The 19,285-nt window shown below is 74.6% G+C and carries 15 protein-coding genes; all 15 read right to left on the bottom strand.

Annotated elements, in window-relative coordinates:
- Positions 1-1,517: AfsR/SARP family transcriptional regulator (locus AC067J_RS27345; protein ID WP_478303497.1), on the bottom strand; the 1,517-nt coding region annotated here is incomplete at its 3' end.
- Between the two features lie 62 nt (positions 1,518-1,579).
- Positions 1,580-2,716 carry an ATP-grasp domain-containing protein gene (locus AC067J_RS27340; protein WP_478303495.1) on the bottom strand — a complete coding sequence of 379 codons (1,137 nt, stop codon included), beginning with the start codon at positions 2,714-2,716 and terminating at the stop codon, positions 1,580-1,582.
- On the bottom strand, positions 2,709-3,362 hold the full coding sequence (locus tag AC067J_RS27335; RefSeq protein WP_478303493.1) for a GAF domain-containing protein: 654 nt from the start codon (positions 3,360-3,362) through the stop codon (positions 2,709-2,711). The genes AC067J_RS27340 and AC067J_RS27335 overlap by 8 nt, the downstream gene beginning before the upstream one ends.
- Positions 3,352-4,227: a S8 family serine peptidase gene (locus tag AC067J_RS27330; protein ID WP_478303491.1), complete on the bottom strand. Its 876-nt coding sequence runs from the start codon at positions 4,225-4,227 to the stop codon at positions 3,352-3,354. The genes AC067J_RS27335 and AC067J_RS27330 overlap by 11 nt, the downstream gene beginning before the upstream one ends.
- The gene (locus tag AC067J_RS27325; RefSeq protein ID WP_478303490.1) at positions 4,220-7,474 is read right to left on the bottom strand and encodes an AAA family ATPase; all 3,255 of its coding nucleotides are present in this window, start codon (positions 7,472-7,474) and stop codon (positions 4,220-4,222) included. Before AC067J_RS27325 ends, AC067J_RS27330 begins: the two co-directional genes overlap by 8 nt.
- The gene (locus AC067J_RS27320) at positions 7,471-9,078 is read right to left on the bottom strand and encodes an MFS transporter (RefSeq protein WP_478303488.1); all 1,608 of its coding nucleotides are present in this window, start codon (positions 9,076-9,078) and stop codon (positions 7,471-7,473) included. Before AC067J_RS27320 ends, AC067J_RS27325 begins: the two co-directional genes overlap by 4 nt.
- On the bottom strand, positions 9,075-10,109 hold the full coding sequence (locus AC067J_RS27315) for a DUF6895 family protein (RefSeq protein WP_478303486.1): 1,035 nt from the start codon (positions 10,107-10,109) through the stop codon (positions 9,075-9,077). The genes AC067J_RS27320 and AC067J_RS27315 overlap by 4 nt, the downstream gene beginning before the upstream one ends.
- Positions 10,110-10,111: 2 nt before the next feature.
- Positions 10,112-11,305 (bottom strand): radical SAM protein, encoded by a 1,194-nt coding sequence (locus tag AC067J_RS27310; protein ID WP_478303484.1) that lies wholly within the window; start codon positions 11,303-11,305, stop codon positions 10,112-10,114.
- Positions 11,302-12,384 carry a DUF6895 family protein gene (locus AC067J_RS27305; RefSeq protein ID WP_478303483.1) on the bottom strand — a complete coding sequence of 361 codons (1,083 nt, stop codon included), beginning with the start codon at positions 12,382-12,384 and terminating at the stop codon, positions 11,302-11,304. The genes AC067J_RS27310 and AC067J_RS27305 overlap by 4 nt, the downstream gene beginning before the upstream one ends.
- Positions 12,290-13,600 (bottom strand): glycosyltransferase, encoded by a 1,311-nt coding sequence (locus AC067J_RS27300; protein WP_478303482.1) that lies wholly within the window; start codon positions 13,598-13,600, stop codon positions 12,290-12,292. The genes AC067J_RS27305 and AC067J_RS27300 overlap by 95 nt, the downstream gene beginning before the upstream one ends.
- Before the next feature lie 108 nt (positions 13,601-13,708).
- A complete protein-coding gene (locus AC067J_RS27295; RefSeq protein ID WP_478303480.1) occupies positions 13,709-13,840 on the bottom strand; it encodes a hypothetical protein in 132 nt (43 codons plus the stop codon).
- A 108-nt stretch (positions 13,841-13,948) separates the two neighbouring features.
- On the bottom strand, positions 13,949-15,700 hold the full coding sequence (locus AC067J_RS27290; RefSeq protein ID WP_478303479.1) for an AfsR/SARP family transcriptional regulator: 1,752 nt from the start codon (positions 15,698-15,700) through the stop codon (positions 13,949-13,951).
- Between the two features lie 58 nt (positions 15,701-15,758).
- Positions 15,759-15,950: an aroma-sacti cluster domain-containing protein gene (locus AC067J_RS27285; protein ID WP_327674151.1), complete on the bottom strand. Its 192-nt coding sequence runs from the start codon at positions 15,948-15,950 to the stop codon at positions 15,759-15,761.
- Complete coding sequence (locus AC067J_RS27280; protein WP_478303477.1) at positions 15,910-16,425, bottom strand: helix-turn-helix transcriptional regulator; 516 nt, start codon at positions 16,423-16,425, stop codon at positions 15,910-15,912. The genes AC067J_RS27285 and AC067J_RS27280 overlap by 41 nt, the downstream gene beginning before the upstream one ends.
- Before the next feature lie 225 nt (positions 16,426-16,650).
- On the bottom strand, positions 16,651-19,044 hold the full coding sequence (locus tag AC067J_RS27275) for an ATP-binding cassette domain-containing protein (protein ID WP_478303475.1): 2,394 nt from the start codon (positions 19,042-19,044) through the stop codon (positions 16,651-16,653).
- Between the last annotated feature and the right edge of the window lie 241 nt (positions 19,045-19,285).

Raw genomic sequence — 19,285 nt, 5'->3', positions numbered from 1 at the left:
GCACCGTCACGCACGGTCAGCCCCGCCAGCCCGGTCCGGCTGGTCACCACCGTCAGACACTGCGGCGCCCCCGGAAGCAACGGCCGCACCTGCTCCGCACTGCGCGCGTTGTCCAGCACCACCAGCACCCGCTGATCCGCCAGCAGCGAACGGTAGAGCGCGGCCGCCTCCTCCACCACCCCCGGCACCAGCTCACCCGCCACCCCCAACGCCCGCAGGAACCGCGCCAGCACCGCGTGCGGCGCCAACGGCGCCCCCACCGAGAACCCCTGCAGATCCGCATACAACTGACCACCCGGAAACCGACCCCGCACCCGGTGCGCCCACTGGACGACCAGGGTGCTCTTACCGACACCGGCACTGCCCGAGACCGCACAGATGCGCGCGGCCGGCGGTCCGTGGGTCGCGGCCGGACCCAGGTCCGTCCAGGAGTCCGTCCCGGGCTCGGCACCGGGGTCGGGACCGGCCTGCTCGACGAAGCCGTCGAGTGCCGCGAGCTCCTCGTCGCGGCCGGTGAACGTGGCGATCGGGAGCGGGAGTTGGGCGGGTCGCGGCACCACGGCGCCGGGCCCGGCGGTGCTGTGCGGGGCCGTTTCGCCGCCGCCGAGTGCGGAGGTCGCTCCGGGCGCCGCCGAACCGGGCGCCGCGTGGCCGGCCGCCGCCGGTCCGGCCGCTTCCCGTCCTGCCGTCGACCGGCCGGGCGCCGCGTGGCCGCCCGCCACGCGACCGCGCGCCGCGTACCCGGACGGCTCCCGCCAGGCCGCCCGGTCCGGCTCCGTCCTCAGCAACTCCAGGTGCAGCCGCTGGAGTTCGGGGCTCGGGTCGATCCCCAGCTCCTCCACCAGCCGCCCGGTGAACAGCCGGTGGACGGCGAGGGCGTCGGCGGTCCGGCCGGAGAGGTGCAGGGCACGCATCAGCTGGCCGACGAACCGCTCCCGGAGCGGGTGCTCGGCCACCAGCGCGGTCAGCTCCGGCACCGTCGCCCGGTGCCGCCCCAGGGCCGCCTCCAGGTCGAGGCAGTCCTCCCAGGCGGTCAGCCGCAACTCCTCCAGCGCGACGGCACCCGCCGCCAGCAACTGCCCCGGGAGCCCGTCCAGGACCGGCCCGCGCCACAGCGCGAGCGCCTCCCGCAGACCCGCCACCGCGGCGGCCGGCTCACCCGCGGCGGCCGTGGCACGGGCCTGCGCGACCCGGTCGGCGAAGGTCCGCGCGTCCAGCCGGTGGCCGTCCAGCACGATCCGGTAGCCGCGGCCGTCCGTCACCAGCACGGGCGGGCCGCCCGGATCGGCTCCGGCGAACCGCCGGCGCAGTATCCCGGCCAGGTTGCGGACCTGACGGTCGGCGGTGGCCGGCGGGTGCTCGTCCCAGACGGCGTCGACCAGCCTGGCGACCGGGACGGCGCCCTCCGCGTTCAGCAGCAGGGCGGCGAGCAGCCGCTCCTGCCGGTCGCCCCCCAGCCGGACCCGGTCGCCTGCCCCGGTCCGTACCTCCAGCGGCCCCAGCACCCCGAACTCCATGCGTTCCCCTCCCCAGGGCCCTGCACGTCGCCGTCGGATCATCACGGGTGATGACGGTCCGACTACTCGATCATGCCAGATTCGGGCTGCGGGGCGGCGTCGGGCTGCGGGGCGGACAGGAAGCCGAGGAGGTCGAACGCCCGCGGTGTCGGCAGGGCGCGGCGGTGCAGGGCGGCCAGCATGGCGGCGACCGCGGCGGTGACCGGGGCGGTGCCGGCCCGCCGCTCGGCCCAGTGCCAGTCACCGTCGGGGTTGACCTCCAGGAACACCGGCGTTCCGGCGCTGATCAGGAAGTCGAACGCGCCGTAGCGGAGCGACATCGCGGCGGCCAGCGCCTTGGTGGCGGCGGCCACCGCCGGCGGCGGCGTGACGGGGCGGACCTCGACCCGCTCGGGCGCGGTCCAGGGGTCGGCCGGTGAGGACTTGCCGACCCGGAAGGCGTGCAGCCGCCCCGCCACGTGGTAGACGCGCAGCTCTTCCTCGTGCTCGACGTACTCCTGCACGACGACGGGCGGGCCCGGACCGGGGCCGGGGTCGGCGGACGGGTCGTCCCGCTCCACGATCGTGGGGAAGATCCCGTTCAGGATCCCCGGCTCCGGCTCGACGAAGTGGTGGTGGGCCGCCTTGACGACCAGCCGCGGGCAGTCGAACTCGCCCCGGACGCGGTGCGGGTCGGTGGTCAGCACGGTGCGCGGGACGGCGATCCGGTGGCGCCGGGCGAGTTCCAGCTGGCCGAGCAGTCCCGGCCGGGTCGCGCGGAACGCCGTCCCGGAGACCGCCGCCAGCTGGTCGGCCGCGGCCTGCCAGGACTCGCGCAGGAACACCGTGCGGGCCGGCTCCCCGGTGCCCTCGATCGCGGACGCCGCGAAGTGCCTGGTCCAGGTCACGGTGGGGGTCAGCCAGCGGCCGTTCAGCCGGACCGCCCGGCGCTCCGGGTCGACGAGCAGGTCGGCGGCGCCGAGTTCGTCGGCGTTCAGCCGGGCCGACCGGACGCCCGCCCCGCCGAGCAGGTCCTGCACCCCGTCCAGGCCGCCGTCGCAGGCGCGGCTGAGCAGCAGGACGGACGGGACCGGCCGGGGCCGGGCGTCGACGGTGCGGCCCGGCCGGGTGCGCCGGGCGGCCTGCGTGGTCTGCGTGGCCTGCGTCGTCTGGGTGGCCTGGGAGAGCTGGGCGAGGAAGGCCGAGGGCCCGTCAGCCATCGACGTCGGCCAGCAGCTCGTCCGCCATCGTCAGGAGCTTGGTCACCGTCGCGGCCACCTGCTCGGACGCGTGCGGGAGCCGCGCCGCGACCCGTTGCAGCAGGACCAGGTCGGGCTGCGGGGCCACGGGCCCGGCCGCCTCCGCCCGGGCGGCGCGGTCCGCGTCCAGCGACCGGAGCAGGACGAGCAGCTCCAGCACCGTCGCCATCTCGGTCGCCAGCAGCCCCAGGGAGGCCATGTCGCCGAGGTCGCAGCGCTCGCGGCTGTCGCGGTCCAGCACCGACAGCACGCCGATGCAGTCGCCCTCGCAGATGAGCGGCGCGGCCATGATGCTGCGCGGCACGTAGCCGGTGGACTCCGCGGCGCTCCGGGCGAACTGGGGACTGTCCGCCACGTCGTCGATCACCAGCGGCTGGCCGGACACCATCGCCCAGCCGGCGATGCCGGTGCCGCTCGGGAACCTCGTCCCGAGCAGGTGGTGTTCACCCTCGCCGGCGACCGCCTCGAAGACCAGGTCCCCGTTGTCCTGGTCCACCAGGAGCACGGAGGCGGCCGCGGCGCCGAACACGCTGCGGGCCACCTCCACGATCGACTGGAGCAGTCTTCGCTGCGGGATGTCGGCACCCTCCAGCGGGTCAGTCGACACGCGCACCTCCCTCGGGTACGGCTACGTTCTCGGCGGCCTGGTAGAGGACGGACTTGAGCTGGAACGGCGTGAGCGCGCGGTGCTTGCTGAGGATGAGCGCGCAGATGCCCGCGATGTGCGGGGTGGCGAAGCTGTTGCCGGTGCTGAGCAGCCGCCGGCCGCCCGGCCCGGCCACCGGCACCCGGACGCCCCGTGCGTAGAACTCGACCGGCGGCGACGGGTTGTAGTAGTAGGTCATCGGGTTGGGACTGTCGTGGCTGGCCACCGAGATGACCGAGGCGAACGGCCACGGGTAGCTGTGGACCGGCATGTTGTGGGCCGACGCCACGATGACGCAGCGCCGGAAGTACGCGGCGTCCGACAGGTCGCGCAGGGCGTCGCGGAAGGCCGGTTTCGTCGTCGAGAGGCTCATGTTGATGACGTCGAAGCCCTCGTCGATGGCCCAGGTGAGCCCGGCCAGCAGGGCCGCTCCGCTGCCGTGCCCGCCGCCGGACAGCACGCGCACCGAGGTCAGCGACACGGCGGGGGCGATGGACCTGATCACGCTCGCGCAGGCGGTGCCGTGTCCCGCCGGGTCGCCCGGCTCGGTCGGGGTGACGGTGAGGACGCCGTCCTCGTCCTTGACCACGTCCATGGCGCGGTCGAGCCCGCCGACCATCGGGTGGTCGGCGTCCACACCGCTGTCGAGCAGGCAGACGCGGACGCCGGAGCCGTCCGCGTCACCCCATGCCCAGTCCTGGGTGACCGTGCCGAACGGGCTGACGTCGAAGGGCTCCTGCGGTACCACGGATACGGGCATGCTCCACGCGGGCACGCCCGGGAAGTGGTCGCGCGGCGGGCGGCGCCAGGGCGGGAGGTCAGTCATCGGCCCCGGCCTCCCCCGGTCCGCCGGCCCCCGGTCCGCCGGCCGCCGACCCGGCGGCGAGCCACCGGCGGACCCGTCCGGCCGGAAGGTCGGCGCCCTTCTCCTCGAACACGCGCAACGCCTCAGCCCCTTCAGCCCTCGCCCGTTCCGTCATCCCGGCCGCTTCGAGCACGATCGCCAGGTCGAAGAGCGTCTCCCCGGTCAGGCACAGGTCGTCGCACCGGGTCACCAGGGTGCGTGCGGCCACGGCTTCGGCGACCGCCTCCTCGTGGTGCCCCCGGGCGGAGGCGAGCCGGCCGCGCAACGCGGCCTCACCCAGCCGCGCCCGCAGACCCGCGCCCTCGGCACCGTCGACGCCCTCGGCACCGCCCACGGCACCGGCACCGGCGTCGCCGCCGCGGTGGAGGCCGTCGAGGCGGTCGAGGCGGTCGAGGGCGGACTCGGCGGCGGCGGTCCGGCCCTGGGCGAACAGCTCCCGGGCGATCGCGACTTCGGTGTTCCGGGTGTCGGTCGCGTGCTCCGAGGTGCGGAGCACGCTCAGGCTCTGCCGGTACCGGGCCTCGGCCACGTCGTGGGCCCCGGCCAGCGACTCCACGAAGCCCGCCGTGTCCAGTACCACCGCGTCGGCCAGGTCGGCGTGCACGTCGCGCGAGTAGGTCAGCGCCTCGGCGACGGTGCGCCGGGCACCGTCCAGGTCTCCGCCGAGCGCCTCCAGGTGCGCCCGGGTCACCAGCACCGGGATGAGCAGCGAGCGGCTGGCGGCGAACCGGACGCCGAGCACCGCGCAGAGCTTCAGCCCGGTGGCCACCCGCATCGGCGTCCACTGCGCCAACTCGCAGACGGCGCAGAGCAGTCGGTCCTCCTGGTAGCCGTCCCCCAGGGCCCGTGCCCGGGCCAGCGCGCGACCGAACGAGGCCGCCGCGGACGCGGCGCGCTCGGCGACGAGTTCCAGGTGGGCGAGCAGTTCGTGCAGCCGGCACCAGCTGAGGTCGTCCTCGGGGTCGCGCTCCAGCTCCGCCGTGATCCGTGCCGCGTCCGCCGCCACGGACGCGGGTGGCTCCAGGCCCAGCCGGAGTGCGACGATCCCGCGCTGGACCGCCAGGGTGACCGCGGACCGTCGGTCGCCCGGCAGTGCGGCCTCCGCCGCGGCGAGCGCCGACCGGCACCGCTCCTCGTCCTGGAGCCAGATCCCGGCGTCGCAGACGTGCAGGGCGAGCGCCGTGTGGCGGGGGTCGCCGGCCGGCAGCAGGTCCCTTGCCCGCTCCAGGAGTTGGACGGCCGCCGGTAGGTCCTTGCGGGCCAGCGCGTGCATGCCCTCGGTGATCAGGGTGTCCGCCGCCGCCCCGGCCAGCCTCGGCAGCCGCGGGTCACCAGGCCGCAGCTGGCGGCGCAGCCGGCAGGTGGCCTCGACGTGGTAGGCCACGGCCATCGCGTCCTGCGGCAGCTCCCCGGCGTACCGCTCGGCCAGGAAGTCGTGCCAGCGCTCGCGGCGGGTCTTGGGGGTGAACTCGTAGGCGGTGTCGCGCAGCAGGGCCTGGGCGAAGCGGAACGTGCCGGCCGGGCCGCGTTCGAGGACCCGCCGCCGGACCAGCCGCGCCGTCGCCTCGTCGGCCTCGGCGGAGCCGATGCCGTCCGCGTCGGCCATCACCCGCAGCAGCCCGCGGGTGAACTCGCGCCCGATCACGGCGGCCAGCTCCACCAGCCCCCTTTCGGTGGCGGGCAGTTGGTCCAGTCGGGCACCCAGCATCGCCTGGATCGTGGGCGGGACCTGGGTGCCGGGGGCCGTCTCGGCGAAGACGTCCATGAGCTGCTCGGCGAAGAGCGGGTTGCCGTCGCACAGCGTGGCGACCCTGCTGTTGACCTCCTGGAGGTCCTGCGGGTAGACGTCGCCCACCAGCGCCAGCTCCCCCACCAGGGAGGCGATCTGATCGTCCGTCATCGGGCCGATCTCCAGCGTCGTCGCACCGGGTTTGCCGCCGCCCCAACCGCTGCGGATGTCCAGGAGTTCGGGGCGGGCGACGCAGAGCAGCAGGACGGGGACGCCCTGCAGCCAGGTCGCCACCTCGTCGATCAGGTCCAGCAGGGTCTCCTCCGACCAGTGCAGGTCGTCCCAGACCATGACCACCGACCGGGAGCGGCCGAGGACCTCCAGGAGGTGCCGCACCGCCCACGCGATGTCGTCGACGCCGGCCTGGCCGGAACTCCCGTCCTGGTCCACGACCGTGCCGAGGGTGCGCGCCGCCAGGCCGTGCGACGGCGCCGCGGCCGCGCCGTCACCGGTTCGCGCGGAGTCCTCCTCCAGCAGCCGGGTGAGCGCCGGCCAGCCGCCGGGGAGCGAACCCAGCATCTCGGCCAGCGGCCGGTAGGTGATCCCCCGGCCGTAGGCGGAGCAGCGCCCGGCGAGCACGGTCACCTCGCCGGCCGGCAAGGTCGCGAGGAACTCCCTCACCAGGCGCGACTTCCCGATGCCGGGGACACCGACGACGGTGGCCAGGCACACCTGGCGCCGCTGCCGGGAGCGTCGGAAGCTGCTTGCCAGGGCCTCCAGTTCGTCGACGCGGCCGATGAACGGGGTGACCGGTCCGGGGAGGTCGGCCGCAGGCTCCGGGGCGGTCACCCGCCAGGCGGGCACCGGGCGGGCCTTGCCCTTCACCCGCAGCGGGGCGACGGGCTCGATGCCGACCTGCCACCGCACCATCGCGGCCGTGTCCGCGCAGAGCAGCACCTCGCCCGGCCGGGCGGCCGTCTGCAGCCTGGCGGCCGTGTTGACGGAGTCGCCGACGACCCGGAAGTCGTCGCCCGGCCGGGTGATCACCACGACGTTGCCGGTGCAGATCCCGGCCCGCGCCTCCAGCCGCACCTGGTACTCGGCGCTGAGTTCGGCGGTGAGGCCGGCCAGCGCCGCGAGTGCCCCGCTGGCGGCGCGCACCGCCCGCAGCGCGTCGTCCTCGCGGGCCACGGTCGCGCCGAAGGCGGCGAGGATCGCGTCGCCGATGAACTTCTCCACCACGCCGCCGTGCTCGGCGATGCAGGCTCCGCAGCTCGCGAAGTAGCGGTCCATGACCTGCCGCAGCGGCTCCGGGTCCAGCCGTTCGGCGAGGGCGGTCGAGCCGACGATGTCCAGGAACAGCATGGACACCTTCCGCCGCGTCTCGCGCGGCGCGGCGGCGGCCGTGAGCGGCGTGCCGCAGCCGGCGCAGAACCGGTCCGACTCGCCGGCCTGCCGGCCGCACGCGGAGCAGGTCACGGCGCGGCCTCCGGAGCGGGACCGGCCGGTCCCGGGCCGGGCTCGGCCGCCGGCGCGGTGGCCGGCGCGGCCTTGGCAGCTGCGGCGGCCGTGGCGGGCGCCGGGACCGGGGTGGGCCCGGCGGCGGGTCCCGCGGTGGGCCCGGCGGTGGGCCCGGCGGGTGTCGTGGACGTGGCGGCGGGCTCCGCCCCCGGCTCCGGCTCCGCCCCCGGCTCCGGCTCCGCTCCCGGCTCCGCTCCGGCCTCGGCCTCCGGTGCGGCCTTAGCGGGCGCGCCGGCCGTGTCGGGGAGGGCCATCCGCGCGTACACGCCGGCGAGGACCACCACGACCCCGGACGCCGCGAAGATCGTGTCGATCGGGCCGAACCGCAGGCCGCCCAGCGTGGCCGAGAAGTCCCGCAGCCCGCTGCCGGCCAGCCAGCCGGACAGCACCGCCGCCAGCATCGCGGCCAGCCGGGTGACCGGGTAGAACACGGCCACCACCCGGCCCCGGAACTCCTGCGGCGTGGCTGCCAGCAGCAGCGGCGACATGGCGGTGTTCAGCATGGTGAGCGGAAGGACGAAGAGGAAGAGCAGGGTCACGGCGGCGGGGAACCCGGTCTGGCGGGAGTACAGGAACAGCAGGCCCCCGCTCACCATCAGTCCGATCCAGGTGGTCCTCCGGGCGCCGATCCACTGGACCACCCGGCCCGCCGCCAGCGCGCCCACGATGCCGCCGACCCCCAGCGCCATGCCCAGGTAGCCGTACAGCTGGGCGGACGCGTGCAGGTTCCCGGTGGCGAAGAAGATGTTCAGGGTGTTCAGGGCGCCGATGCCGAGCTGGCCGATCACGGCGAACAGCAGCAGCGCCACCAGGAAGCTGCTGCTGCGGAAGAACCGCAGGCCCTCCAGGAACTCCTTGACGAGCCCAGGCCGTTCGGCGGCCTTACCGCCCGGCTTCGCGGCCGCCTTCCCGCCCTGCGCGGCGGGCGCGCGCACCCGGTCTGCCGCCGGCGGCACGTCCACCGAGCGGATCGCGACGTACGACACCAGGTAGGAGACGGCGTTGAACAGCAGCGCCCACTGCAGGCCGACCGTGAACAGCAGCGGCGCGGCGAGCGGCGGGCCGATGATCCAGGCGGTCTGCCCGGTCGCCTGGGCGATCCCGGCCGCCCGTGCGCGGTCGGCGTCCCCGGTCACGAGTTCCGCGATGACCGAGAACCGCGCCGGTGTGAAGAACTGGCTGGCCGCGTTGAGCACCAGGACCGTCACGTAGATCAGGCCGAGCCACACCCCGATCGGCAGGTCGTCGGCCGGCAGGAACGAGACGGCGGTCAGCACGGCGACCAGCCCGCCGCGGACCGCCTCGGTGCCGAGCATCGTCGCGCGCTTGTCCCAGCGGTCGACGAACACCCCCGCGAAGGGGCCGACGAACAGCACGGCGACGCTGGTCGCCAGCACGACGCCGCTGACCGCCTGCGGAGCCCACGACTTCCCCTTGGCCAGCTCGGTGGCCACCCACAGGACCAGGGTGGTGCTGAAGACGGCGTCCCCGACGGAGGAGACGGCCTGCCCGAACCAGAGGCGGGTGTAGCTGGGGTCGATCAGCGTCAGCCGTGGTCTCATGAGGCCCGCTCCGGCAGTCGTCGCTCCGTGTGCCGTTGATCAGGCGACCGCTCCGGCAGGAGGAGGAGCGTCATGAGCGCGGTCACCAGGGTCGTGTGGTACGCCTTCGCAAAGTGGGCGCCGGCCGGTTCCGCGGCGGTCGCGGCGGTCGCCGCCGACCTCCCGGGGAGCGCGCCGTCCGGCCGCTGGGCCCGGGCCAGGCACTCGACGGCGGCGCGGCCCCAGGGGGTGCGCAGCGGGTCGAGGCCCAGGCAGGCCTGGGTCATGACGAGTTCCGCGGCGAGGTCCCACCAGTCGTGCCGCACGCTGTGCTCCAGCAGTCGGCGGACCAGCTCCGCCGCGTCCGCGAGGGCCTCCGTGGAGAGCCCGGAGGCGGTCCGGCCGAAGTCGCTGAAGTAGAAGCTGGAGTGGGTGAGGGCGTACGCCTCGGGGATGCTGACCGGCGCCGCGTCGGGGTCCGGACCGTCCGTCAGGGAGGTCCCGCCGACCCCGTCCGCCCGTTCGGCCCGTTCCGCCTGTTCCGCCCGCTCGGCGGGCAGCCGGACGAGGAAGTTCTGCCCGAGCAGTACCCCGTAGGGTTCGATCGTGTGCGGCACCCCCGCCTTGTCCGCGTAGTGGCGCAGCTCCAGCCGCTGGTAGGGCGACGTCCCGTGCGGTGACAGGCCCTCGGGGGCGAGCCGGGCGAGCGCCGCCCGCAGGGCCGTGCCGTCGGTGCCGTCGGGCGCCAGCGCGGCGCCGGCCAGGGCGTACTGGACGGCGCACCGCGGGTCGGCGGTGAGCAGCCGCGGGAGGTCCGAGTGCTGCCAGACCCTGCGGACCACGGCGGTCGCCGTGCCGAGGCGGGGGTCGTCCGCTCCCGCCCGCCGGGCCCACAGGTGGCAGAGCAGCGCGAGTTCCAGAGCGGCCTTCGCCCTCCCGTGCTCCGCCGGGCGGGCGGGTGCCGCGTACGGGTCGAAGCGGTCCAGGTGCCGCCCCAGCCAGGCGAGCGTGCCGGCGGACAGCCGGTCGAGGTCCGGTGGTGTGGCCGGCATGGCTACAGGCGCCCCGTCTCGTCGAGGTAGTCGAGCAGGGCCGCGTCCACCGTGTCGTGGAACTCCGCGAGCGTCCGGCGGTCCTCCTCGCGCCGGTAGAGGTCCTCGCAGCCGACCCACCGCTCCCGGGTCACCGCGCCGGGCAGGTACCCGCCGGTGACGGTGCCGACCTCCCACTCGGTCTTGCCCGCGGTCTCCCAGCAGCTGGCCAGCGTGCCGTCCGCGCTGACCACCGCGCCGTAGCGGCCGTCGTCGTAGCCGCAGGTGACGCACGGGCGGTGGCCCTGCGGCCGGGTGACGGTGAATCCGAGGTCGAGGGCCCGCCGCTGCCACCGGGTGAAGCGGGCGGACAGCTCGCCGGTGTGCAGCAGGTCGTTGCCGTAGCCGATGCCGACGTCGCCGACCTGGGCGAAGTACAGGGTGCACCGGACGGGGTCGAGCTCCGTGGCGAGCCGCTCGACCAGCGCGTCGACGCCCCGGTAGGTCTCCCGGGAGACGTTGACCCGCAGCAGCCACCGGATCGGGGAGGCCTCGGAGGCCCGGACGATGTTGCCGACGATCGCGTCGAAGGTCCCGCCGCCGTCCGTGCGTCCGACCCGGATCCGGTCGTGGTCGGGGCGGTCGCCGTCGAAGGTGATCTGGACGGAGCGCAGCCCGAGCTCGGAGAGCCGGCCGGCCAGGGCCGGGGTGAGCAGGGTGGCGTTGGAGATCATCCAGGCGGAGGACAGCCCGTGGTCCCGGGCCCGTTCCAGCAGTTCCAGGCAGCCGCGCGGGTTGAGCAGCGGCTCGCCGCCGAACAGCAGGATCCGGAGCTGTTCCAGGCCGGCGGCGGCCATCTGCCGCCGGGTGAAGTCGAGGATCGAGGTGATGGTCCGCGAGGTGAGGCGGGTCCGGGCGATCCGGGGCGGGCGGGTGCCGCCGTCCGGGTCCTGGCTGGTGTTCTGGAAGCAGTAGCCGCAGCCGAGGTTGCAGTGGGTGCTGGTCAGCACGGTCAGCGCGTAGCTGCTCGGCGGTGGGGCGGTGAGCAGGCCGAGCTCACCGAGCCGGCGTTCGGTGCCCGGCCGGAGCAGGCCGTCGTCGGTCAGCTGGCCGGGGCGCAGGCGGGCCAGCCCGCCGCCCGGGCCGAGGAACCACCAGTTCCGCTCGCCGCGGAGGATGCGGACGCCGCCGACGAGGGCGGCCGGTGCCTGGGTCACCGCGCACCCCGCATCGCGGGCGAGCGGTCGGTGCCGGTCGCGCCCGCGCCGCCCGGCGCCGCGCCGCTCCGCTCCGGACCGCTCTGCTCCGGCCCACCTTGCTCCGACCTACTTTGCCCCGGCCCGTTCCGCCCCGGCCCGTTCCGTTCCGGACCGCTCCGCCGGCCGTGGGCGACGGTCAGCGCGGTGAGCGCCGTCACCAGGGTGGACTGGTAGGCCTTCCGGAAGAACTCCACGGTGGTCGCGGCCGTGTCCGCCCGGTCGCCGGAGGAGCGCCCGGGGATCGCGCCGCCGGGCGACTGGACCCCGGCGAGCAGCCGCAGCCCGGCCTCCCCCGAGGGGGTGGCGAGCGGGTCGAGGCCGAGGCAGTGCTGCGCCAGGACCAGCTTCGCGGTGAGGTCCCAGTAGCCGTTGCGCACGGAGTCCTCGGTGAGGCGGCAGACCCGGTCGCGGGCGTGCTCCAGGGCGTCGCCCGGCAGGCCGGGGTCGCGGAAGCCGAAGTCGCTCAGGTGGAAGACGGTGTGGGTCACGTCGCACACGTCCAGCTCGGCGACCGGCCGGCCGTCGCGGTGCCGGGCCAGCAGGCTGGCCCGGTACAGCTCCGGGTAGGAGCGCAGGCGGTGCTCGACGCCCGCGAGGTCCGCGTAGTACCTGGTCTCCAGGTGGAGGAACGCCGACTTGCGGCCCGGCGTCAGGAAGCCGCCGGCCACCACCTCGGCGAGCGCGGCCCGGTGCGGGCCGTCGGTGAGCCCGGTGGGCGCCAGCGCGCCGTACATCAGCTGGAACTGCCACGCGTAGCGCGGCTCGGCGATGAGCAGGGCCGGGTGGTCGGGGCTGCGCCAGACCCGTTCGACCGTCCCCGTCACCTCGGCCAGACCCGGGTCCGAGGGCGCCGCCAGTTCCCAGGAGCGGCGCAGCACGGCCAGCTGCAGCAGGGCCTTGACCCTCGGTGTCACCGGCAGTTCGGCGCGGCCCGACGGGGAGTCAAGATAGCCCGAGTGAAGGCGAATCCACTGGAGCGCGCCCGCCGCCAGGCTCTCCACGACCACTGCGTCCAGGCCGGCTGATCGAGTACCCATGGTTCTCCCGGTTCTCCCTGAGGGGTGCGGACCGCTGGGCCGCCTCCTCGATGATGTCGGCCGCGCGGACGGGGCTGTTCGCCGCCGAGAGCCGGCCGCCGAGCCGGCGGGCGCGGTCCCGCAGCCGGTCGTCCCGCCAGGCCGCCCCGACCGGTTCGGACGGGTCCGGCCGTTCCGTTCGGGGGATGTGCACGGCCACGCCGGCCCGCAGGCAGGCGCCGGACAGCACCGGCTGCTCGGAGCCGTTGGGCGTGACCCCGAGGGGCCGGCCGCGCAGCAGGGCGCCGAGCACCGGGGCGGAGGTGCCGCTGGTCAGCACCAGTCCGGCGAGGTCGACGAGCGGTCCCAGCCACGGCTTGCGGACGAGCAGGATGTCGGCGCCGGGCGCGGGTCGCGGGTCCGTCGTCCGCCCCTGCTCGACCACGGCCTGGAACGGGCCGCCGGTGAACGTGGCGTTGAGGCGGGGCCACGGGGTGCCGCCGCCGAAGAAACGGCCGAGGTGCACGTAGACGACGGGCTTGCCGGAGCGCGCCAAGTGATCGGTGACCGCCGCGAGTTCGGCCCGGTCGGCGGCGGGCTCCCAGGCGAGCGGGCCGACCTGGTGCACGCGCTCGGGCAGGACGGCGCCCGGGTACTCCAGCTCGGGGTCGCCGCGGAGCAGCAGCGCCTCACCGAGCAGCGGATCGTCCGGCCGGCGGGACGGCCCACCGGACGGCCCACAGGAGGGACGGCGGGACGGCCGACGTGCCAGGCCGACCTGTTCGCGGACGGCGGCGTACAGCTCCAGGCACTCGTGGGTCCGGTTCTCCCTGGTGCGGCCCCACTGGGGTTCGTCCTCGCCGCCGCTCCGGTAGTTCCAGAGGTGGACCGACAGTCCGATCACGACGACGGGGATGTCCAGCACCTCCGCGGCGAGCAGCGCGCCGTTGCACAGCACCGAGGTGACCAGCAGGTCGGCCTGCGCCTCCCGGGCCGCGCGCACGGTCGCCCGGTACTGCTCCGCTCCGGTGGGGCCCCACGAGGCGGCGGAGAAGGCCCGCTCACCGCCGTACTCGTCCGCCGGCGTGAACGGCAGGCCCGCCTCGGCCGCGACGGACGCGGCACCGGAGCGGCCGAGCACGCCGACCCGGTGGCCCCGGCGCCGCAGCTCGCGCCCGGCGGCGATCGCCGGGTAGAGGTAGCCGCCGTCACTGAGCGGGCAGAGCAGGATGTTCACGGGGCCTCCGGGCCGGGGCGGTCGGGCACCGGGCGGGCCACCCGGGCCCCGGCGGCTCGCGCCGGGGACGGGGTGGCCCGCCCGGTTCTCATGGCTCGGTCCGTCGAGTCAGAGGGCCGCGCTGTTGTTGATGATGCAGATGCTGTCGTCGGCCACGGACTCCTCGCCCGCGGCGTGCGCGACGACGTCGACGTCCTCGTCCTTGACCTCGGTCGGCTCCGGGTTGATGTCCTCGGGCATGCTGTCCTCCTCTGCCATGGCCGCGTCCGCTACGCCGCCCCGTCGAACGTTAGGGATACTCGGTATGACGACGATTAGGCCGCGGTTCGATACCGGTATGACGGCCACTCAGAAGTGCGGAACCGGTCTTCGGTCGGCCGCGCGGACCGCCGTCTCCCGCGCGTAGGCGTACGGCAGCGCCGGCATCTCGTAGCGCACCGTGTGGGCGAGCCCCTCCACGTTCGGGACGGTGAGGAGGCTGGCCTCCAGCAGGTGCTCCAGCACCCGCACCGCCGCGTCCGGGCCGCAGTCCAGCACCGCGGCGGCCTGCTCCAGGGTGAACACCGGCTCCGCCAGCAGCCCGAGTCGCAGCACCGCCCCGTGCGCTGCCTCGGGCAGGTCCCCGATCGACTCGGCCAGCCGGGCGCGGACCGCCGGGTCGCCCCCGCACAGCTCGTCCAGCAGTCCCCGGGTGCCGGCCATCCGCGCGCTGAACTCGCGCAGCGGCACGTGGCGCAGGAACGCCAGCCGGTCGGCCACCAGCCGGACCCCGAGCGGCAGCAGTCCCGCCGCCCGCACGATCCGGCCCGCGGACTCGCGGTCCGCGTCGACCCGGTCCGCTCCGATGACCCGGCCGAGGAACTCCACGGCCTCCTCCGCCGCGAACGAGGAGAGCCAGAACCGGTGGGCGCTCTCCAGGCCGATCATCCTGGGCCGGGCCGTCACCACGACCGCGCTCTCCCCGGCCTCCGGCAGCAGCGGACGGACCTCGTACTCGTGCCGGGCGTCGTCGACGACGACGAGGGCCCGCCGCCCGGTCAGCCAGAGCTGCCAGGCCCACCGCAGGTCCGGCGGGTCCGGACGCCCCGCCGGCTCCGGCCGGCCGGGTGCGGCCGCGGCCAGCAGCTGGCGCAGCACGTCGTCCAGCGGGCGAAGCCGGCCGTCCTCGCCGCGGAGCCGCACGAACAGGCGGCCGTCCGGGAACCGGTCCCCGAGCCGGTGCGCGACGTGGACGGCGAGCGCCGTCTTGCCGGAGCCGAGCGGACCGGTCACCACGGCCAGCCGGTTGCCGCCCCTCGCGAGCGCCTCGGACAGCTGCCGGGTGGCCGCCGCCCGCCCCGTGAAGACCGGCGGATCGCAGGGCAGCAGGTTCGGCACCGCCGCCCGGCCCGGCCGGGGCTCCGCGGGCGCGGCGGGCTGCGCCGGGGCGGGGTCGGGCGGGCGCAGTTCGGCGGGCGCCGGCTCGCACAGCAGCGAACGGTAGAACCGGACCAGCGCCGGACTCGGCGGCAGCCCGAGTTCGAGCGCCAGCGACTGGCGCAGCTCGTCGTAGACCGCCAGCGCCTCGGAGCGCCGTCCCGCCTGGCACAGCGCGGTCATCTGCAGCATCCGCAGCCGTTCCCGGAGCGGGTGCAGCTGGACGGTCTCGGTGAGGCGCTCGATCACGGCCGGTCCGCCGCCCGCGGCGATCTCCGCCTCCGCCCAGTCCTCGAAGACCCCGAGGAACCGCCGGTCCAGCCGCTGGGCGGCGGCGCCGATCAGCGGCACGTCCCGGAACCCGTCGAGGGCCGAGCCGCGCCACAGGTCCAGCGCCTCGGTCAGCGCGCCGGCCCGGGCCCGCTGTTCGAAGCAGAGCGCGTCGAGCTCACCGGCCTCCGTGTGGAGCACGTATCCGCCGGCCTGGTGGCTGATCCGCGTTCCGGACTCCGCGCCGACCAGGCGGCGCAGTCCGGACACGTACACCTGCAGGTTCTTGCGGGCCGTCCGCGGCGGTGCGTCGTCCCACAGGGCCTCGACCAGGGAGTCGGACGAGACCCGGCCGTTGGCGTGACACAGCAGCGTGGCCAGGAGGATCTGCTGCTTCCGTGATCCCGGGTCCACCGAACGGCCGTTCGCGACTACCCGCAGTGGGCCCAGAATCCCGAAACTCACCGTCATCTCACGCCAACTTGATGACGAGGGAATGCCCTTCCACCTCGGCGTCGGACACCGCGTCCAACCGCTGTTTCACGGAGTTGAGGACGGTCACTTCGTCCTCGGTGAGCCGGGAAAGCACGTCCTGCTGTTCCTCCGTCAGCAGGTCGACCGGGTTACCCGCTTGCCGCAGGGCGGCGAGGGCGTCGAAAGTCATGGTCCCCTCCTGTCTCGTCTGCCAGATCATCATCGTCTTCGGCCCGAACCGCGTCCATGAGACCTTTGGGCCAGAAAGCGCCGTCGACCGGGGACGACGCCACGATCACCGCGAAGAGTCCCGCCTGCAGCCTCGACCGGAGTCCCAGCTTCGCCAGAATGGCGGTGACGAACCGCTTCACCGTGCGCTCACTGATGTTCATTTCCCGCGCCATCGACCGGTTGTCGTACCCGAGGCCGAGGTACTGGAGGACGACGCGCTCCCGAGGGGTGAGCGAACGGCTTCGCGGCAGGGCGTCCGCCAGGGGCTGCGGCAGTGCCGGCGGCCGGTGCGCCCCGCACGCCGGGCAGATCGCGGCGATCGGACCGCCCACCCCGTTCAACGCCGCCGCACGTCGGTACACGAACGCGGCGGTCGTTCTCCATGAAACGTCAACAGGATCCCCCCTCGGGCCACACGACTGCGGTGCCCACATGCTGACGCGAGGACCGGGCACCGGCAAGAGGTCGGACCGACCCTCGTCATGCCAACGTCAGGACGGCGCAGGGTATTTGTGGCCGGAGTGAAGGGTGTGACGGGGCCCCCGGCCCCTGGCCCCCCGGCCCCCGCCGGGCGGGGCGGGGGCGGGCTCGGGGGCCGGGGATCGGGGGCCGGGGGTCGGAGGCCGGGGGCCGGGCGGGCGCCGGGCGCGCCGGGTGAGTCAGGCGCCGACGTAGGCCGCGAGGTGCTCGCCGGTCAGGGTGGAGCGGGCGGCGACGAGGTCGGCGGGCGTGCCCTCGAAGACCACCCGGCCGCCGTCGTGGCCCGCGCCGGGCCCGAGGTCGATGATCCAGTCCGCGTGCGCCATGACCGCCTGGTGGTGCTCGATCACGATGACCGACTTGCCGGAGTCGACGAGCCGGTCGAGCAGGCCGAGCAGCTGCTCGACGTCGGCCAGGTGCAGGCCCGTGGTCGGTTCGTCGAGGACGTAGACGCCGCCCTTGTCCGCCATGTGCGTGGCCAGCTTGAGCCGCTGCCGCTCGCCGCCGGACAGCGTGGTGAGCGGCTGGCCGAGGCTGAGGTAGCCGAGACCGACGTCGGCGAGCCGCTCCAGGATGCGGTGCGCGGCCGGCGTGCGCGCCTCGCCCTCGCCGAAGAACCTCTCGGCCTCCGTCACCGACATCGCGAGCACCTCGCTGATGTCGCGGCCGCCGAGGTGGTGGTCCAGCACCGACGCCTCGAAGCGCTTCCCCTCGCACTCCTCGCAGGTGGTGGCGACGTTCGCCATCATCGCCAGGTCGGTGTAGATGACACCCGCGCCGTTGCAGTTCGGGCAGGCGCCCTCGGAGTTGGCGCTGAACAGCGCCGGCTTCACACCGTTGGCCTTCGCGAACGCCTTGCGGATCGGGTCGAGCAGACCCGTGTACGTCGCCGGGTTGCTCCGCCGGGAGCCGCGGATCGCCCCCTGGTCGACCGACACCACGCCCGCGCCGGGCGGGATCGAGCCGTGCACGAGCGAGCTCTTCCCCGAACCCGCGACGCCGGTGACCACGACCAGCACCCCGAGCGGGACGTCGACGTCGACGCCCTGCAGGTTGTTCGCCGACGCGCCGCGGATCTCCAGCGCGCCGGTGGACTTGCGCACCTCCTCCTTGACGACGGCCCGGTCGTCGAGGTGCCGGCCGGTGATGGTGTCGCCCGACCGCAGCCCCTCGACCGTGCCCTCGAAGCAGACCGTGCCGCCCCCCGAACCGGCGCCGGGGCCGAGGTCGATGACGTGGTCGGCGATCGCGATCGTCTCCGGCTTGTGCTCCACGACGAGCACCGTGTTGCCCTTGTCCCGCAGGCGGAGCAGCAGGCCGTTCATCCGCTGGATGTCGTGGGGGTGCAGGCCCGTGGTCGGCTCGTCGAAGACGTAGGTGGTGTCGGTGAGGGAGGAGCCGAGGTGGCGGATCATCTTCACGCGCTGCGCCTCGCCGCCCGACAGGGTGCCGGACGGCCGGTCGAGCGCGAGGTAGCCCAGCCCGATCTCCACGAACGAGTCGAGGGTCTCGCCGAGCGTGGCGAGCAGCGGCGCCACCGACGGCTCGTCGAGGCCGCGGACCCACTCGGCCAGGTCGGTGATCTGCATCGCGCAGGCGTCGGCGATGTTGATCCCGCCGATCCGCGAGGCCCGGGCGCCCTCGGCGAGCCGGGTGCCGCCGCACTCGGGGCAGTCGGTGAAGGTGACCGCGCGCTCGACGAACGCCCTGATGTGCGGCTGCAGCGCGTCCTTGTCCTTGGCGAGGAACGACTTCTGGATCTTGGGGACCAGGCCCTCGTAGGTCAGGTTGACGCCGTTGACCTTGACCTTGGTCGGCTCGCGGTGGAGGAAGTCCTGCATCTCCTTGTCGGTGAACTCGCGGATCGGCTTGTTCGGGTCGATGAAGCCCGACTCGATGAAGATCCCGACGGTCCACCAGCTGTCCACCTTGTAGCCGGGGACGGTGATCGCACCCTCGGCGATCGACTTGGTGTCGTCGTAGAGCTGCGTGAGGTCGATGTCGGAGACCTTGCCCCGGCCTTCGCAGCCCGGACACATGCCGCCGGCCCGGCTGAAGGTCTGCTTCACCGTCTTGCTGCCGGCCCCCTTCTCCACCGTGATCGCGCCGCTCGCCCGGACCGAGGGGACGTTGAAGGAGTACGCGTTGGGCGAGCCGATGTGCGGCTGCCCGAGCCGGCTGAACAGGATGCGCAGCATCGCGTTGGCGTCGGTGGCGGTGCCGACCGTCGAGCGCGGGTTGGCGCCCATCCGCTGCTGGTCGACGATGATCGCGGTCGTCAGGCCTTCGAGGACGTCGACCTCGGGGCGGGCCAGGGTCGGCATGAAGCCCTGGACGAAGGCGCTGTAGGTCTCGTTGATCAGCCGCTGCGACTCCGCGGCGATCGTGCCGAACACCAGCGAGCTCTTGCCCGAGCCGGATACTCCGGTGAACACCGTCAGCCGGCGCTTCGGGATCTCGACGCTGACGTCCTTGAGGTTGTTCACCCGCGCGCCGTGGACGCGGATCAGGTCGTGGCTGTCGGCCACGTTCGGCTCGGGCGACTGCGTGTCCGGCTTGGGGGCCTTGCTCATCGTGTCTCCATCTGCTGGGCGCTACCGCCTGTGCGGTCTCCGCCGGCGTCGCCTGACTCGATCTCGATCCAACCAGTTTCGAGCACCGCCCGGACCCGTTCCGGATCTTCCCGGGCCGTTGCGGACACACGCGGACGTGCACGGACGTGCGCGGGCCTCCGCCGACCTCCGCTGATCTTCGCGAGCGGGCGGCAGCGAGTGAGCATACGGGGAGGCACTGACAATCCGGCCGACCCCCGTC

Source organism: Kitasatospora sp. NPDC042419, assembly GCF_056437345.1.
The sequence above is the reverse complement of the archived record's forward strand: the minus strand, read 5'-3'. Positions and strand labels throughout refer to the sequence as shown.

Excerpts from the sequence above, each read along its gene's own strand:
- AC067J_RS27315 (WP_478303486.1), bottom strand. The coding sequence starts at position 10,109 with ATGCCGGCCACACCACCGGACCTCGACCGGCTGTCCGCCGGCACGCTC.
- AC067J_RS27305 (WP_478303483.1), bottom strand. The coding sequence starts at position 12,384 with ATGGGTACTCGATCAGCCGGCCTGGACGCAGTGGTCGTGGAGAGCCTG.
- AC067J_RS27275 (WP_478303475.1), bottom strand. The coding sequence starts at position 19,044 with ATGAGCAAGGCCCCCAAGCCGGACACGCAGTCGCCCGAGCCGAACGTG.
- AC067J_RS27340 (WP_478303495.1), bottom strand. The coding sequence starts at position 2,716 with ATGGCTGACGGGCCCTCGGCCTTCCTCGCCCAGCTCTCCCAGGCCACC.
- AC067J_RS27295 (WP_478303480.1), bottom strand. The coding sequence starts at position 13,840 with ATGCCCGAGGACATCAACCCGGAGCCGACCGAGGTCAAGGACGAGGAC.
- AC067J_RS27330 (WP_478303491.1), bottom strand. The coding sequence starts at position 4,227 with ATGACTGACCTCCCGCCCTGGCGCCGCCCGCCGCGCGACCACTTCCCG.
- AC067J_RS27320 (WP_478303488.1), bottom strand. The coding sequence starts at position 9,078 with ATGAGACCACGGCTGACGCTGATCGACCCCAGCTACACCCGCCTCTGG.
- AC067J_RS27280 (WP_478303477.1), bottom strand. The coding sequence starts at position 16,425 with ATGTGGGCACCGCAGTCGTGTGGCCCGAGGGGGGATCCTGTTGACGTT.
- AC067J_RS27285 (WP_327674151.1), bottom strand. The coding sequence starts at position 15,950 with ATGACTTTCGACGCCCTCGCCGCCCTGCGGCAAGCGGGTAACCCGGTC.